The following is a 16,581-nucleotide window of genomic DNA, read 5'->3' as shown; positions in this document are numbered from 1 at the left end:
GGCAAGCTTTTTTTCTTCCAACCGTTGAAACTCAAGGGAAAACCGTGAGTGTGGAGGATAAACTTTTGACAATACCAACGTAACCTGGAGGGGGACAAGAATGAAACGTGAATTTCTCTAAATTTTAGGGGCTGGTGACTTAATCATGGATATGAGTTTACTATTTTATTTCTCAATTAGAAAAACCTTTTTGCATCGATCCTACTTTTCATGCGTTCTCCCATTGATGAAGCGAATCAGCGGTTTTTCACCGACCTTTTAGGTCTTGCCAAAGACGTTATTGACGAAATTATGGTTGAACAAGTAAAGTCGATAGCGATGCAAAAAGCGAGAGTGGACGATTGAAAAGCAAGTCTCGACGAAATGAGAACAGTGCGATGTGTAAAGCGGAACATCTTGACTTGCTTTGTTATTTCGAGGGATCACGATTTGGAAGCGCAGAAGCTTTTTGTCTTGCAAATGAAAACAAATTGAAACGTTCATGGTGGTGAAAGTTTGTTAAAATGTATAGGATAGAAATAAAATGACCAAACAAGCCATACAATGAACATGCATGGCAAATCAGTAAGTTGGGTGATGGACATGGAGTTTGAACAACGGCTTGTTCATAAAACGTTTTATGAAACGCTAATTGACGAAAGGGAGGGCGATGTGGTTGGCGCGCTCGGCGATGTTTTTTTCGCCGCGCACCGCGATGGCGCGGATCTATCGTCCATTCGCTTTGCCCAGGGGGAAGTCTATTTTCACCGCCGCGATTATGAGGCCGCCATTTTTAAGTGGGAAAACGTTCATGACGAGCTGCGCCCATGGGCGCAAAAGAACATGGCGGATAGCTACTATGAGCTCGGGCAGCTGAGAATGGCTGAGGAGCTGTACCGTTCGGTCGAGACGGAAAGTGAGACGCTTCAAGCGGAGCTCATTTTGTGTTTGTTTTCCCTCTATCGCGAGTTGGGGGAAAAAGAAAAGGCAGATGAAATGATCAAGCGCGGCGTGACGCTGTATCCGGATTATCCGAACATGACCGAATGGGCGCGTGCCTTTTTCGAGGAACAAGGTGATTGGGAAAGCGCCATTGAGCTCGCTTTGGGGGAGGCGGTGCGGACTTCATCGCGCCGCTGGGCAGACATTTTGACCGGTTATGTGGAACAAGGACATGCGCGGACGATGGCGCCGGCGCGGTTTTCACGCTGCCTAGCGCTGTTGTATGAAACGGATCGCGTAAAGTTTGAGCGGCTTGTGCAGGCGCTATGGAACGGTTATCGAGATGGAGATCTCTATTTTTCGTGGCTCGCGGAGTGGAATCGCCTCGATGATGAGTTGGCGCTAGGTCGAGACTATGAGTGGAAGAGGATTCCTGCTCTTTTGGCCGAGGCGTACGAAGGGTTAATGAAAGGACCGTATCGATGGAAAGAGCTCGTGGAAGTGATCCCGCCGCTGTTAAAAAGCTGGGTGAATATGGCGGAAGGTTCCGCGGCGGCGGTGGCTGCGGCTGCCTTGTTGGCGTGGAGCGAGAAAGTTCCCGAGGCGTTTGCCGAAGACATCATTCGTGATGCGGCCAAGCGGCTTATGGGAACAAGAGGAAAAACACGGGAAGCAGCGCTAGCCCTGTTTGAAGAAATGGCCGAATGGGCAGAAGCGCAGCGGGCGGGGGCTCATTTCCGATTTCGCTGGCTCATGCGGCGTCTAGCGGATGCGCAAGGACATTGCGTGTTGATTGCCGGGGCGTCGCGCCATGAGCGGTTGGCGTTTTTGCGGACGCTGGTTGGTGAGGCGGCGCTGGCGGCGCCATCTGCCCCGGTGCTCGTGTGGAAACACGGGGAAGAAGCCGAAATAGTGAAAATCAGCGATGAACAGTTTACGGTTTTCTCAAACATTGAAGAGTTTCAACAAGCATCAGGAGGTCGCGGAAGCCGGTTCCCCGATGATGCGGTCATTGAATGCACAGCTCCGTTTTCCCTTTTGCCGCAGGGAGTTTCCTTGCTCGATATCGGTCCGCTTGGCGGGCGCGCTTCCTTCGACCATGAGGCGCTGATCTCTATTGCGCTTGCCGACAGCGTTCTTTTTCTTCTAAACGGAGACGATCCGTTTTCTAGCATCGATGAGCAGCTGGTATTCCAGCTGCGCGAACGGATTCCGCAGGCGCCGATTCACTTTTTGCTTCCTCCAGGAGACGGGATGGTCGATGAGCAGGAGACAATGAGTATTGTTCGGGAAATAGAGGCGCATATCCGCACGGTTGTTCCGGAAGCCAATGTCATCGTTTATTCGCCGCATGCCCCAAGCCGCAGCCAGCAGCAAACGCTCGTTGACTGGCTCGGCGAATTGGGTCGTCATCGGTCGATAGAGCGTCGGGAAATGGCGCTATTAGCGACGATCCGCCAGTTCATTGCTCATTTGTTCCGGCAGCGAGCGGAGGCGGAAAGCCGGTTGGCCGAGTCGATTGTCTGGAAAAAAGAGATGGCGGCCAAGCTGAACGGGGCGATTCACCAGTTCGGTGATCAGCAAGAAGAAAAGATGGTGAAGATCGTCAAATCGTTCCGCGCGGTGTTGGAAGAGACGCGGACGGCTTTGGCAACGGCGATCCCCGACATGTTGCGCCAAGCGGCTGACTTCGTGGGCGACGACAGCGATTTTGCCCGTCTTCACCTTGAGTTGAATGAGCGGGTGAACGAGCGGATTCGCGCCTATATCGACGGCGAGGTGCTGCCGCGGTTGCATTGTGCTCTAAACGAGTGGATTGCTGGAGCTGAGGATGAATTCAATGAATGCCAAGCGTTTTTATATGAAATGGCCGAAGGATTGAATGCCATGTTTGGCGAGGAACGGCTGAAGCTTGAATGCGATTTTCGCCTTCTCGCCGATTGGCGGCGCGATACGGATCGGTTGATCAGCGGAGTACAAATAGACAAGGTGAACGTTTTCTTGCGGAGAACGCCAAGTCAGCTGTTGTTGAAAGGGGCGGGCAAACTGCTCGGTGCGTTTCCGCAAAATAAGGCGATGCTCGCGCAAAGGTATCGACAGTGGATGCAAACGCAAGATTACAGCGATGTGGCGGAAACGGTCGCCCAGCAGTTGCTGATGCCGTTTGAATGGTTTGCCAAATCGCTCGAGCGCGATATGGCTCGGTTTTTCCAAGCGCCATCCGCCGTTTTAAATGAAACGTTGGAACGGTTGGAGCTCGAAACGGTCGCTCAAGAAAGAGAATTAAAACAGATGCGCACCCATCCGGAGGCGTACCGCGACCCGCTCGTTCTCTTTAGCATTCGTTTGCGGCAATGCGAGCAACTGGCGCAGGCGGCATCGGCCGCTGTGCATTTGCGGCAAGATGAAAACAACCCTATCGGTTCGCTTTGATCGTTGCATGTGAATCCGTGTTGGAATGGAATCAGGCTGCGCCAACGGTCGGGTCTGCCCGCCTGTTGGACGCAGCCTGATGACTTAGGAGGCTGGTGATTTCATCATGGGTACGGCTTGACGATGTTATTTCTCAATGAGAAATACTTTATTGCATCGATCGTGCTTTTCGCTTATTTTCCCATTAATGAAGGGAATCAACCGTTTTTCACTGGCCTTTTCGAGTGAAGGGAAACCAGCTTACGACAATTCGAACGCCCAGTTGCCGCGGCGGAAAATCGGTTCGCGCTTGCCGTCTTTCGTGACGCCGTCGATGTTCAGTTCGGCTGAGCCGATCATAAAGTCGACGTGGACGAGGCTGTCGTTGGTGCCGCGGCGGTTAAGCTCTTCTTTGGACAGCGCCGCGCCGTTTTCGATGTTCGTCGGGTACGCTTTGCCAAGCGCAAAATGGCAAGCGGCGTTTTCGTCAAACAGCGTGTTGTAAAAAATGAGATTGGACAGCGATACGGGCGACTGATGCGGCACGAGGGCGACTTCGCCGAGGCGGCGCGCCCCGTCATCGGTGTCAAGCAAATGCTTGAGCGTCTCATATCCTTCTTCGGCGCTGAAGTCGACGACTTGACCGTCTTTGAACGTGAGCGTAAACCCATCGATGACGTTGCCGTTGTAATTGAGCGGCTTCGTGTTGCGGACGGTGCCGTTGACGCCATCTTTATGCGGCATCGTAAACACTTCCTCGGTCGGCATGTTCGGGTTGAAGCGCACTCCGGTTTGGCTGGTCGCGGCGCTGCCGTGCCAAACGTGTCCGTCGACGAGCTCGACCGTGATGTTGGTACCCGGCGCTTCGTAAACGAGCTGTTTGTATTGCTTGTTGTTTAAGTAAGCGACGATGCGGGCGAGCTGATCGTTATGTTCGCGCCAAGCCGCGATCGGATCGTCTCGGTCGACGCGGACGATGCGGAAAATCGCTTCCCATAATTTGTCGATGGCTTCTTCATCACGCAGATCGCCAAATACTTTTCGCGCCCATGCCGCCGTCGGGACGGACAGGAGCGACCAGCAGTTCCGGTCGGCCATGATGGCGCTCCGGTAGTTGGCGAGCGCTTGGGCCGCTGCTTTATTGGCGGTCGCGATCCGCTTCGGATCGACGTCTTTTAACAAGTCAGGATTAGGGGCGTAAATGGATAAAAAGGCTGCTCCTTGTTCGACGAGCTCTTCCATCGCTTTGGCCCGCCACATCGGATATTCGGAAAACGCTTCCTCAGGGGCGTGATGAAATTTGATGTATGTAAGCGCCTCATCGTTCCACTCGACATACACGTGTTTCGCCCCGGTTTCGTACGCCGTTTTGGCGATTTTCCGAACGAGCGGTGCCGCCTCGAGCGGGGCGTTGACAAACAGCGTCTGTCCAGGCTGAATGTTGACGCCGACTTTGACGGCCAATTCGGCGTATTTGTTTAGCTCGTTTTCCCAGCGATCCATATCGTTCACTCCTTTTTTTGGTGTCAAGTCCACTTTATTACATAGCGTTGTTTTTTGCAACTTTTTGAACGGCGAGAAGGAAAAGTGACAACGAGTGGAGCAAGAATTTCAGCATAAACCGCTTCCCATCATCATAATGGTAGTAATGAACCAAATAACTCAGAAGCTGCACTTTTCTTGGCTGTACCGGCATTGTCGTCTTCGTTCGATGGCAATGCCGGTTTTTTACGGGGGAAACGGCGGGCGGCGGTGTCGTGAGGCGAACAAGATCACGAGGGAGGAGAAACGATGAATGGCCTCATCTTGGCGGAGCTCGTGCTGTATTGTCTTGTGATGGCGGCGCTTGGTTATTGGTATGGAAAAAAAGAGATGAGCCATAGCGATTTTTTGCTTGGCGGAAAAAAGCTTCCGGGTTGGGCGCTCGCTTTTTCTGAGCGGGCGACAGGGGAATCGGCGTGGCTGTTGCTTGGCTACACGGGGTTTGTGTTTGCGAGCGGTCTTTCTGCGATTTGGGTGGCTGTCGGCATTATCATCGGCATCGTCTGTGCCTGGCTTTTTTTGGCCGACCGGTTTCGCCAAGAGGCGGAGCGGTACGGTGCGCTGACGTTGCCTGGCTATTTGGCGAAACGGTTCGGTGCGCACGGACAAACGATTTTATGGCTTGCGACCGTCCTTATTTTTAGCTTTATGATGTTTTATTTTAGCGCGCAAATTGCCGGAGCGGGCAAGACACTGTTTGCTGTGTTTCATATCGATCCGCAGCTTGGCATGGTCATCAGTGTGGCGATTGTCATTATCTTGTCATACACTGGCGGGTTCGTCAGTGTCGTTTGGACGGATATGATTCAAAGTATGCTCATGCTGGCGACGCTCGTGATTTTGCCCATTGTGGCGTTCGTGGAAATTTATAGTGGTGGCTTGTCGATCAGTGAAGCGCTTCATCACGCGAAACCAGGCCTTGATTCATGGACGGGGGGAGTCACTGGATTTGCGCTTGGGCTATTGTTGTTTAACAATTTTGCTTGGTTTTTCGGCTATCTGGGCGGCCAGCCGCAGCTGAGCGTCCGCTTCATGGCGTTGAAAGACGCCCGCGAGGCGAAAACGGCCAAAACGGTGGCGATCATTTGGACGCTGCTGGCCTATGGCGGCGCGTTTTGCATCGGTCTTGCGGCGATTGCCCTTTATCAGGGCCATTCCTTCGCCGACGTGGAAACGGTATTGCCGCATATGGCGCTCGATTTGTTGCCGCCGTGGCTCGCGGGAGTATTGCTGTCGGGCATTTTGGCGGCCATCGTGACAACGGCCGATTCGCAGCTGCTTGTCATCACGAGCGCCATTAGCGAAGACATTGCCCGGCGTTCTTTGCGCCTTCGCCTGTCGGAAAAGCAGCTTGTCACGCTTTCCCGCGCGGTGGTGGTCATCGCCGGACTGCTCGGTTTGGTGCTGGCGATGACATCCGAGTCGCTTGTGTATTTCATTGTCAGTTGGGCATGGGCGGGAATCGGCTGCACGTTGTCGCCGGCGATTTTGCTCTCTTTCTTCTGGAAGCGGTATTCCGGCATCGGCGTCATCGCCACGATTCTGGCTGGGTTTTTCAGCACGGTCATCTGGATTTCCTCGCCGCTTGAGGCCATCATCAGTTCACGGTTTACGACGTTTGCCATTGCGCTGGTGGCCGGGGTGTTGTTTAGCTTGCTGTTTCCCGATCGTCAGCGGACGATGTGATCGATCACGTCAATCCATGAGCATGAGGGTGTCCCAAAAGGACCGGGACGCCCTCTTTCGTCGCTATATATACGTACTGGCTGCTTCTGCTGTACTATATGTTGTGCCTATCTTGAAAGAAGGCGACCTTTTGGGTCAGCCCCTTTTTTCTACACGAAACGCTTGATGATCTCCCGCCTCTTTGAAGAAAAGGCGGGCGTTTATGCCGGTCCGGAGCGGTGGTTGCTGCTGTTTTGTCAACGTTGTTCGCTGTCTAAAAACCGCCGCACCATTTGGGCGCATTCCTCCCGATCATAGCGATGGGAAAAAGTTGTCGCAAATCGGGCCGGATCGCCGAAGAAAAACCGTTCGTACAGCGTCTGCCGCGTTCCAAAGGCGCTCATCACCAAATCCCAGGCGAAGCGGAACAGCTGCACCCGCTGTTCGGCTGGAAGCGTCGCTATTTGACCGAAGATTGTCAATGCGCTCGATATACTCGGTTCCGTTACTAATGGCCATAGTCTCCATCCCTCTTTTTTCCGTAAAGACCGTTTATGTCCATTGTATGCGCGCCTAGAAAAAAGGGAAGGAGGTTCATCCGCGAGCGGGACAGACGATTTCCACCCGGTTGCGCCCGTTTTGTTTAGCCTGGTATAGCGCCTGATCGGCAAGGGAAAGAAGCGCCTCGGCATGCTCATTTGGCTGCGGGATGGCGACCGCGGCTCCGACGCTGACAGTGACGCAGTTGGCAGCGGGCGATAAGCGGTGTGGAATGGCCAGCCCTTCAATGTTCAACCGTATTGCTTCAGCGGCCGCTGCCGCTTTTGACGGCGAAGCGTGCGGCAAAATAACAGCGAACTCCTCGCCGCCATAGCGTGCCGCCGAGTTTGCGCACCGTCGTCCTAGGCTATTTCTCGAAATGTCAATCCTTTTTCCTAGGATAAAAGACGCTCTTGTTTTGATTTTAGGGAAAAATTATATTCGTCATGATTCAGTCATAACTTTTTGACTGTATTGTGAAATGATGAACAAATCCATTTCATCGAGTAAAAAAAAGATTAAGATAAAAGTGTAAAGAACAACTGTAAAAATGAAAGGGGAGGAACAAAATGGTTGTCAAATGGTTGCGCGAACATGTCACAGCGTCGGCGTTGATGGTGGTGTTAAGGTTGTATTTAGGGTATGAATGGATGATGGCGGGGTGGGAAAAAATCACGCAAGGGTTTGACGCCACCGGATTTTTAAAAGGAGCGTTGGCGAAGGCCACGGGCGAACACCCGGCCGTGCAAAGCTGGTGGGCGGGCTTTATCGAAAACGTAGCGCTGCCGAATGTCGGATTGTTCAACTTCCTCGTGCCATGGGGGGAATTTCTCGTCGGGATTGCGCTCATTCTCGGATTGTTTACGACTTTTGCCGCACTTATGGGAGCTGTCATGAACTTCGCTTTCATGTTCTCGGGCACGACGAGCACGAACCCGCAAATGGTGCTGCTCACCGTCTTCATCCTCGTCGCCGGAGCCAATGCCGGACGCTACGGTTTCGATCATTGGGTATTGCCATATCTCCGTCATTGGTGGACGAATAAAACGCATCGTCCACATCGTCCGGCCGCAGCGCATAAATGACCGCCGTCAAGCCGCGTAAGCTGCTCCGGGCTTTCCTCCTTTTCCTAACGGCCGCTCCTTCTCCAACGTGGAAAGGGGCGGCCGTTTGCCATGTCGGAGAAAATAATGGGTCGTTCGAAAAAGGAAATCAACGAATGACAGCGAAATTCTATTCATACGAATGAAGCAGAGGACATGATCATGGATTGAAAGCGTTTTCTAAAATGAAAATAATGACTGTTCAGTATTCTATCGGAGGATGGTGAAACAGGTGAACCAAACGCGCCCGTATTGGCCGAGCGGGTTGCCGAAGAAGCTTCGCTATGTGCTCGGCGAACAGCCGCTCTATCATTATTTGCGCCACCGCGGTGAACGTGAAGCGAACGAACCAGCGTACATCTTCTACAATACGGTGATCACATGGGGGACGCTGCTTGACCATGTCCACCGGTTTGCCCGCTATTTGCGGGAAAAGGGAGTGGAAAAGGGGAGCTGCGTGGCTTTGTACATGCAAAACTGCCCACAATACATCATCGCTCACTTCGCCGTTCAGCAGCTTGGCGGCATTGTCGTTCCGCTCAATCCGATGTACCGCGAATCTGAACTTGCTTACTTCTTTTCCGAAGTGCCGCTTGTCGGCATCATCGCTGGGGAAGAAGGATTATCCCGCATTCAACAAGCTGAACAACAAACGGCGCCGCTGTCGTTTACGGTCGCCTGTCATTACGGTGACTATGCGGATCCGGCAGGGGAGATCCCGCTTTGCGAGGAGGTGCTGCGACCGAAGCAGACGTGTGAAGGCGCGGACGATTTTACCACCATCATTGCCGCTTCTCCGCCGCTTGATGAGACCGCTCCCATTGACTTGTGGAACGATGTCGGGTTGATCGTTTTTACGTCCGGGACGACCGGTCGGCCGAAAGGAGCGATGCTCACCTATGGTAATGCGCTATTTAAGACGGCCGCATCGGCCCAAGCGAACCGGCTGACGGAAAAACGCGAACAGCTTATGGCCCATTCCCCGCTTTGCCATATTGCCGGCATGGTGATGGGACTGAATATGCCGGTGTACACGGGACATCCGTGCGTATTATTCACCCGCTTCGACCCGCTGGCGACGATCAAAGCCATCGAAACGTACAAAGTCACGGCATGGTACAGTATTGCTCCGATGAACGCGGCCATCCTGCAGGCGCTCTCTTCTGTCAATGCGGATTTATCGAGCCTAAAACGCAACTTAGCGACAAGCTTCGGCCTGCCGGTGACGAAAGACCTTGCTGAGCGGTGGGCGGAAGCGACCGGTGGCTGCCTGTTGTATGAAGCCGCCTACGGGTTGAGCGAGACGCATACGTGTGACACGTTCATGCCGGATGACCGTGTGAAATTTGACTCGTGCGGCATCCCAACGTATGAGACGGACATTCGCATCGTGGATCCGGAAACGAAACAAGAGCTTGGGCCCGGACAGTCGGGGGAAATTGTCGTCAAAAATCCGGGGGTTTTTAAAGGCTACTTCCGCCGCGCTGATGCGACGAACGAGACGCTGAAAGATGGGTGGGTGTACACTGGCGATATCGGGTATGTCGATGAAGACGGCTATTTGTATTTCCAAGGGCGGCTGAAAGAGATGATCAAAGTGTCCGGCTACAGCGTCTTTCCAGAAGACGTCGAAGCGTTGTTGAACGAACATCCGGCCGTCAAGCAATGCGCAGTCATCGGTGTGCCTGATCCGATGAAAGGGGAAGTGCCGAAAGCGTTTGTTGTTCTTCACGATTCGTACAAAGGAAGGGTCGCGCCGTCTGACTTGATCGAATGGGCGAAAACGCATATGGCGGCGTTCAAGTATCCGCGTTATATCGAGTTCATTGATGAATTGCCGGCGACGCCGTCAGGCAAAGTATTGCGAAAGCTGCTTCCAAGAGAATAACATAGCGGCGGGGGCACGGGCCGCCCCGCCTTTTCCGAAAAAAGGGGGATCATGGTGGAGAATTTGCGGCAATGAACAGACGAACTGATGGAGAAAAAAGCGAGCGCTTGCTTGCCGCTTGGCCGACGGGGGGTTAACGGAAATCAGTGGGAAGCCAAACCCCACGTTACCATGGACTCAGGGGCGCCTAGCCGCGCGCCCACCTTTCCACTGATATCTACGGGGAAAACGGGAAAAGGCATTGACAGTCGAATGACAATGGAATATTCTTTGATTAATAGAAAATTGTTTATCGGATACTTAGATGTTTTCCTAACTATCTAACTATATACGTATGCATGTATGAAAACTTGTTCACATTGGCCATACGAGGCAACGCCAACGCTCTTCCGGTGTCTTCCTAACTCCGTAAGACGCATCGAAACATCGCTCACAAGGTGGGATGACCATTGTCGTTCAACGAAGCGTTTAAAGCGATTGCTGATCCGACGCGCCGGAAGATTTTAACGTTGCTGCGGGCAGGAGAGCTGACGGCAGGAGAAATCGCTTCACATTTTGCTATGCAAAAGCCAAGCGTATCGCATCATTTGAAAATTCTCAAGCAGGCTGATTTGGTGCAAGACCGGCGCGAGGGACAGCATATCTACTACTCTCTGAACACGACGGTGTTTCAAGATTTGCTTCGCTGGTTTTACGATTTTGTCGAAAAGGGGGAGGGACATGATGAACGTTAGCCGGCTGACGATCGTGTTGACGGTTCTCGCTTATTTCTTGAGTTTGGTCGCTCTTCCGTATTTGCCGGATCAAGTGGCGATCCATTGGAACGCATCAGGGAAAGCGGATGGCTTCAGCAACAAATGGTTTGGCGTGTTGCTGCTGCCCGTTCTCATGACGGTATTCACGTTTTTGACGGCGGTCTTGCCGAAGCTCGACCCGAAAAGGGAACATTACGCCCGCTTTCAAAAAAGCTATCGTATTGTCAATGCGGCGCTTTCCTGCTTTTTCTTGGCGCTGCATGCCGTGACATTGGCGTACAACCTTGGATTTTCTGTCGAGGTTGGGGCGTTCATGCCGCTTGCCATCGGCGGTCTGTTTCTTGTCATCGGAAATTATCTGCCGAAAATCAAACACAATTATTTCATCGGCATTCGCACACCGTGGACATTAGCGAGTGAGACGGTTTGGCACAAAACGCACCGTCTTGGCGGCAAAGTGTTTATCGCCATGGGGATTTTGTCGATGCTCACCGCGTTTTGGCCTGGAGAGATGAGAGCTGTTTTGTTTCTCGTCATCATCGTTGTCGGCAATTTGTATCTTATCGTTCGATCGTTTCTTTATGAGCAGCAAGAACAACGCAACCGCTCATAAATAAGCGGGAGGGGGGAGAGGACGTGGGAATGACCGGTGCGGCGGTGCAGCTCGCCATTTCGTTGTTTGTTCCAGTTGGTCTCGCATGGTACGGAAGAAAAAAAGGATGGCTTTCGTGGAAAGCGCTCGGCATCGGTGCGCTGATGTTTCTTATGTTTTCACAAGTGTTGGAAAAAGCGCTTCACATCGCTGTCCTTGAACCGGGGCGGCCGGCGCTGAAAGGGACAGACAACGTTTGGCTCTTTGTGTTGTACGCCGCGCTGGCTGCCGGCGTGTTTGAGGAAATCGGCCGTTATGTCGGGTTTCGCTGGCTGTTGAAACAAAACCGGGCGTATGGCGACGGCTTGTCATTCGGGCTTGGGCACGGCGGGGTGGAAGCAGTGCTGCTTGGCGTGTTTGGCGCTGTGAACACGATTGTGCTTCTGATTTTAATCCGAACAGGCGCCTTCGACAAAACGATTGCCCCATCGCTCCCGGCAGGCCAGGCGGAGCTGATCAAAGAACAAGTGCTGCACACGCCGTTGGCGATGTACGTGTTGGGCGGCATAGAACGGCTGTTTGCTTTGGCGGTGCATGTGGCGCTGTCGCTCCTCGTTTTGCTTGGCGTTCGCCAGCGGCAGTTCCGCTATGTCCTGTACGCGATTTTGCTTCACGCGGCGATGGACGTCTTACCGGCGCTTTATCAAGCGAAAGCCGTCACCAACATTTGGATGATCGAAGGCGGGCTGCTCATTTGGGCGGTTGCGGCGGTTTCGTTCATCCGCCGGGTCAAACCGGCGTTCGCACAGGGAGGAGAGGAACGATGATTCATATCAAACAGCTTGATCATGTGCAAATTTGTATTCCATTTGGCGCTGAAGATGAGGCGCGGGCGTTTTATACGGATGTGCTCGGTTTTCAGGAAATCGAAAAACCTGAGTCGCTGAAGGCAAACGGCGGACTTTCCATTAACAAACACGGGGCTGTCGGAAAAGTAGTATTTAATCCCGAAATCTAAAAAAAAGCAAACCCAAAGAATGCTGTAAAATCAACATTCTTTGGGTTTTAATTTTGGTGGATTTTCAACTAAAATGAACTTTTTAGACAGCCTCGTTTTTTATGACGAATGCTCCTCTAAGCTGACGACCGGTACGCTTTGTTTTTGATTCGGATTGTCAAGCGGATGGATCGTTGCCGTTCCTTTTTGCTGGTCGACATGCTCAATGTAAATGCGCTGGCCGTTGTACGTGATGTTCGCCATCACCGGCGACGAGGCGATCTCTTGTGCCCGACGGACATCCATTTCTCACACCTCCTGTTTTTGCCGATAACACGTATAGTATGACATGTCTGCGGTTGGACTATGCATGTGGTCGAGGGTAGAAATCAATAATTAACAGAACTATGTGCTAAATAATCAACAAACGAAACTGACCATCTTTTCCTAGTCGATTCGCGGTTTTTAATGTAAACTATTTTTTATAAAAAGTTTACATATAAGGGGGATAGGGATGAAAACCGAACTAATCGCCAAACTGCACGAATGGGAACAAAAAGCGCAAAAGCGCCAGCTGCGCCGAGCACAAACCTCAGGCGCTTCGGTCATCCTGAACGGAAAGCCAATGTTAAATTTAGCGTCCAATAATTATTTAGGGTTGGCGGATGACCAGCGGCTCATTGAAGCGGGTTGCGAGGCGATGCGGACCTACGGGGCCGGAGCGGGTGCGTCACGGCTCGTCATCGGTAACCATCCGCTCTATGAGCGGGCCGAAGCCGCGTTGAAACAGTGGAAACAAGCGGAGGCTGCGCTCATTTTCAACAGCGGTTATACCGCGAATATCGGTGTGCTGACGGCGCTCATTCGCCGCGATGATCTCGTCTTTAGCGACGAGTGGAACCATGCAAGCTTAATTGACGGGATTCGCCTGAGCAAAGCCACCTGTTTCCGCTACCGGCATAATGACGTCGATCAGTTGGAAGCATTATTAAGGCAATCTCCGCCGGGCAAACGAAAATGGATCGTCACCGATGCTGTTTTTAGCATGGACGGCGATCTAGCGCCATTATCGGAGCTTGTCGAGCTGAAACGGCGCTACCGCGCGATATTGATTGTCGATGAAGCGCACAGCGGCGGGGTGCTTGGGCCGAACGGCGAAGGGTTGCTTCACCATTTCGGGCTCGAGAAAGAAGAAGATGTGATCGCCATCGGCACTTTCAGCAAAGCGCTCGGCAGCTTCGGAGCGTATGTCACCGGCGAGCCGTGGCTGATCGACTACTTGATAAACAGCGCTCGCAGCTTCATTTTTACGACCGCCTTGCCGCCTGCTGTTCTGGCTGCCAATGAAGCGGCCATTCGTATCGTCCAATCCGAACCGGAGCGGCGCGAGCGGCTGCACGCCTTCAGTGAACGGTTCCGCACGAAACTGACACAGCTCGGCTTTGACACCGGCGGCAGCGAGACGCCGATCGTTCCCGTGATCGTCGGTCCGAACGACCAAGCTGTGGCGATGAGCGAGTTGCTGCAGGAAGCGGGCCTTGCCGCCATCGCCATTCGGCCGCCGACCGTCCCCGAGGGAACGGCTCGCATTCGCTTTTCTATCACCGCCGCCATGACGGCAGAAGATGTTGATGTGGCTGTTGACCGCATCGCTTGGGCAGGAAGGCAGATCGGGTTGATTTCCTAGGAGGGCGGTGAAAAACGGCTGATTCCCTTACTCAATGGGGGGAATGGGCGAAAAGCAGGATCGATGCAACAAGGTTTTTCTAATTGAGAAGTGACATTGCAAAGCCGTATCTAGGAGGCTGGTGAAAAACGGCTGATTTCCTTCATCAATGGAAGAATGATTGAAAAGCAGGCCCGATACAACAAGGTTTTTCTAGTTGAGAAATGGCATTGTAAAGCCGTATCCGCGAGTAAATCACCAGTCTCCTAGGGAAAAACGGCGTCACGAGAAGGAAATGGGTGAGAGAACAAAAAAACCAGCCGGACGTTTTCCGGCTGGTCTCCTTCGATCGATCGGGATGACAGGATTTGAACCTGCGACCCCACGCACCCCATGCGTGTGCTCTACCAAGCTGAGCTACATCCCGAAAAGGTTGGTCAGACATACTTCATTATACAAGAAAAACAGGACAAGATCAATGGCTAATTTTTCATGAAGGCAGAAAAAGATGCCGTTGAAAGTTGGCATGGACTTTTTCCTTTGATCATGGAAACAAGATTGTCGCAAACGATTTGATGTTCCCATGACGGGGACATGTTGATGGCTTCTTGCATGCTCCTCACCTCTTTTTTATTATACTTGAAACCGTTCTCCCTTGCCTACAACAAGGTTGTTGGAGAAAGACGATGGATGTCTATGTGCTCGAAGAAGGGAGATTCCGCCATCAAGGGATGTATGTTCGCGATGAGACGATTCCTGTCCGCCCCTTTCTCGGATTTACGATCGATTTGAAAAACGTGTTTGCGGAGGAAGAACAAGAAAAAACAGCTGCCGTTCAAACAACAGGCTAAGGACATCTTGAGAGGAGCAGGGCCGTTATTTGCCGGCGGTCCGCTTGGCGAGGGCAAAGCGCTCCCGTCGGAAAGTGAACCGTTTGGGCATAGAAACGGAAAAAATAGGCGATACTAACGATCGGTGATGCTTGTGTACAATCAAGAAGAACTGGCCCGCTTTGTCGAAGAAGCGAAGCCGTACGCCTGCTATGGCAAAGTGGCCGATTATATTCCCGCTCTAGACAAAGCGAATCCGAATGAACTGTCAGTCGCCGTTTATACCCCGGACGGCGAAGTAGTAAGCGCCGGCGATGTGACGGTGAAAGTGACGCTGCAAAGCATTTCCAAAATTCTTGCCCTCGCCCTTGTGTTGATGGATCACGGAGAAGATGAAGTGTTCCGCAAAGTCGGCATGGAGCCGACGGATTATCCGTTTCATTCCATTGCCAAGTTAGAGGAAAAACCGGCCAAGCCGCTGAATCCGATGATTAACGCCGGCGCGCTTGTCGTCACGTCGATGATTGAAGGCGGCTCGGTGCCCGAACGGCTGAACCGGTTGTTGGCGTTTGTCCGCCGTCTCGCTGGCAACGAACACATCTCGTACTCCGACGAAGTGGCCCGTTCCGAATTTGCAACCGCGTTTTTAAACCGGTCGCTTTGCTATTTTTTGAAGCAACATGGTATTATTGATGAAGACGTTGAACAGTTGATCGACTTGTACACGAAGCAGTGCGCCATCGAAATGACGTGCGTTGACTTGGCGCGCATCGGTTTGGTGTTCGCGCTTGACGGGCGCGATCCGCATTCGGGCAAACCGCTCATGCCGCTCGATGTCGCCCGCATTTGCAAAACGTTCATGGTCACGTGCGGCATGTACAATGCGTCCGGTGAATTTGCCATCAAGGTCGGCATTCCGGCGAAAAGCGGCGTCTCGGGCGGCATTCTCGCCGCCGTGCCCGGGCGGTGCGGCATCGGCATTTTCGGCCCGGCACTTGACGACAAAGGGAACAGTCTAGCCGGGGTGAAACTGCTCGAGCGGCTGTCCAAAACGTATTCATTAAGCATTTTTGGAGGAGGAAATGACGTTGAAAACGTTTACGGTCCAGTTTCACCGTGAAGATGATGTGGAAGCGATGAACGTCGGCAAATTGAGCCAAGAGGATTTTGACAAGGCGACCGAAGGCGGGACGCGGCATCTGTTTGACCTCGACACGAACATCGGCTATTTTGTCTTTTTCGATGCCGAGGATCGCGAAGGCAACGTATCGTATTTAATGCTTCAATACGAAGAAGATAGCGAAGACCCAAGCGCGTGCTACAGCTTTGAGCTGAAAGACTTTTATGAGTTTATGGCGCTCTACTTAAACGACCTCGAATTTGCGGAAGAAGAGGAAATGACGGAAGACGGCGAAGAGGAATACGGTCCGATTCACCATTTGGCGCATTTGCTGTATCATGTCGTTGAGGAAGGAAAGGCGGTCGAGGTATAAAAAATGGGCGCGCGCCGCTCGTTTCGGGGAAAGGTCGGACAGAAGGTCACCGGTTACGGGAAGTGATAGAGGGGGCGTTTCAGCCCATACCCGTCAAGGCTACCGGTAGAAAAATTTTAAGACGAGACTCGTGTGATAGGCTTGGATCGTGAACCAAAGCAACGGACGTTGATGCAA

Annotated in this window: 14 protein-coding genes, 1 tRNA gene and 2 pseudogenes; 12 read left to right on the top strand and 5 right to left on the bottom strand. The window is 52.5% G+C overall.

Features of this window, described 5'->3' with window-relative positions:
• Nucleotides 1-543: 543 nt before the first annotated feature.
• On the top strand, nucleotides 544-3,354 hold the full coding sequence (locus tag B4113_RS16150) for a lipopolysaccharide assembly protein LapB (RefSeq protein ID WP_033843631.1): 2,811 nt from the start codon (nucleotides 544-546) through the stop codon (nucleotides 3,352-3,354).
• Between the two features lie 240 nt (nucleotides 3,355-3,594).
• On the opposite strand, the gene B4113_RS16145 is transcribed toward B4113_RS16150, so the two are convergent.
• On the bottom strand, nucleotides 3,595-4,836 hold the full coding sequence (locus B4113_RS16145; RefSeq protein ID WP_061912681.1) for an aminopeptidase: 1,242 nt from the start codon (nucleotides 4,834-4,836) through the stop codon (nucleotides 3,595-3,597).
• A 288-nt stretch (nucleotides 4,837-5,124) separates the two neighbouring features.
• On the opposite strand from B4113_RS16145, the gene B4113_RS16135 reads away from it, so the two are divergent.
• Nucleotides 5,125-6,561, top strand: coding sequence for a sodium/proline symporter (locus B4113_RS16135; RefSeq protein ID WP_033843634.1), 1,437 nt, complete (start codon nucleotides 5,125-5,127; stop codon nucleotides 6,559-6,561).
• Between the two features lie 236 nt (nucleotides 6,562-6,797).
• Here the strand turns inward: B4113_RS16135 and B4113_RS16130 are convergent.
• Nucleotides 6,798-7,052 (bottom strand): annotated as a pseudogene (locus B4113_RS16130) (4-hydroxyphenylacetate 3-hydroxylase C-terminal domain-containing protein); the annotation flags it as partial.
• Nucleotides 7,053-7,134: 82 nt separating this feature from the next.
• Nucleotides 7,135-7,461, bottom strand: a complete 327-nt coding sequence (locus B4113_RS16125) for a diguanylate cyclase domain-containing protein (protein ID WP_255358740.1) — start codon at nucleotides 7,459-7,461, stop codon at nucleotides 7,135-7,137.
• Nucleotides 7,462-7,649: 188 nt separating this feature from the next.
• On the opposite strand from B4113_RS16125, the gene B4113_RS16120 reads away from it, so the two are divergent.
• From B4113_RS16120 to B4113_RS16090, 6 genes and pseudogenes are all read left to right on the top strand, one after another.
• Complete coding sequence (locus B4113_RS16120; RefSeq protein ID WP_033843638.1) at nucleotides 7,650-8,165, top strand: DoxX family protein; 516 nt, start codon at nucleotides 7,650-7,652, stop codon at nucleotides 8,163-8,165.
• 238 nt (nucleotides 8,166-8,403) lie between these two features.
• Nucleotides 8,404-10,071: a class I adenylate-forming enzyme family protein gene (locus B4113_RS16115; protein ID WP_197055020.1), complete on the top strand. Its 1,668-nt coding sequence runs from the start codon at nucleotides 8,404-8,406 to the stop codon at nucleotides 10,069-10,071.
• Nucleotides 10,072-10,520: 449 nt separating this feature from the next.
• The gene (locus B4113_RS16105) at nucleotides 10,521-10,805 is read left to right on the top strand and encodes an autorepressor SdpR family transcription factor (protein WP_033018629.1); all 285 of its coding nucleotides are present in this window, start codon (nucleotides 10,521-10,523) and stop codon (nucleotides 10,803-10,805) included.
• A complete protein-coding gene (locus B4113_RS16100; protein WP_033843640.1) occupies nucleotides 10,792-11,439 on the top strand; it encodes an SdpI family protein in 648 nt (215 codons plus the stop codon). Before B4113_RS16105 ends, B4113_RS16100 begins: the two co-directional genes overlap by 14 nt.
• Nucleotides 11,440-11,462: 23 nt before the next feature.
• Nucleotides 11,463-12,245 carry a YhfC family intramembrane metalloprotease gene (locus tag B4113_RS16095; RefSeq protein ID WP_033843641.1) on the top strand — a complete coding sequence of 261 codons (783 nt, stop codon included), beginning with the start codon at nucleotides 11,463-11,465 and terminating at the stop codon, nucleotides 12,243-12,245.
• Nucleotides 12,242-12,382: pseudogene (locus B4113_RS16090) on the top strand (glyoxalase); the annotation flags it as partial. The gene B4113_RS16095 and the pseudogene B4113_RS16090, both read left to right, overlap by 4 nt.
• A gap of 153 nt (nucleotides 12,383-12,535) precedes the next feature.
• Here B4113_RS16090 and B4113_RS16085 read toward each other — a convergent pair.
• Entirely contained in the window at nucleotides 12,536-12,721 is a 186-nt protein-coding gene (locus B4113_RS16085) for a small acid-soluble spore protein H (protein ID WP_033843643.1), read from the bottom strand.
• Between the two features lie 208 nt (nucleotides 12,722-12,929).
• On the opposite strand from B4113_RS16085, the gene bioF reads away from it, so the two are divergent.
• Nucleotides 12,930-14,102 (top strand): 8-amino-7-oxononanoate synthase, encoded by a 1,173-nt coding sequence (gene bioF / locus B4113_RS16080; RefSeq protein WP_033843644.1) that lies wholly within the window; start codon nucleotides 12,930-12,932, stop codon nucleotides 14,100-14,102.
• Between the two features lie 332 nt (nucleotides 14,103-14,434).
• Here the strand turns inward: bioF and B4113_RS16075 are convergent.
• Nucleotides 14,435-14,508, bottom strand: a tRNA-Pro gene (locus B4113_RS16075).
• Nucleotides 14,509-14,767: 259 nt separating this feature from the next.
• Here B4113_RS16075 and B4113_RS19205 point away from each other — a divergent pair.
• The 3 genes from B4113_RS19205 to B4113_RS16065 all read left to right on the top strand — a co-directional run bounded on the left by B4113_RS19205 (nucleotide 14,768) and on the right by B4113_RS16065 (nucleotide 16,404).
• Entirely contained in the window at nucleotides 14,768-14,932 is a 165-nt protein-coding gene (locus tag B4113_RS19205) for a hypothetical protein (protein WP_172418430.1), read from the top strand.
• Nucleotides 14,933-15,059: 127 nt separating this feature from the next.
• The gene (gene glsA, locus B4113_RS16070) at nucleotides 15,060-16,031 is read left to right on the top strand and encodes a glutaminase A (RefSeq protein ID WP_051962684.1); all 972 of its coding nucleotides are present in this window, start codon (nucleotides 15,060-15,062) and stop codon (nucleotides 16,029-16,031) included.
• The gene (locus tag B4113_RS16065; RefSeq protein ID WP_033843645.1) at nucleotides 16,000-16,404 is read left to right on the top strand and encodes a hypothetical protein; all 405 of its coding nucleotides are present in this window, start codon (nucleotides 16,000-16,002) and stop codon (nucleotides 16,402-16,404) included. The genes glsA and B4113_RS16065 overlap by 32 nt, the downstream gene beginning before the upstream one ends.
• Nucleotides 16,405-16,581 lie beyond the last annotated feature (177 nt).

Origin of the sequence: Geobacillus sp. B4113_201601, from assembly GCF_001587475.1 — a bacterium.
Classification (GTDB): domain Bacteria; phylum Bacillota; class Bacilli; order Bacillales; family Anoxybacillaceae; genus Geobacillus; species Geobacillus icigianus.
This window is presented reverse-complemented; position numbering and strand designations above follow the sequence as displayed.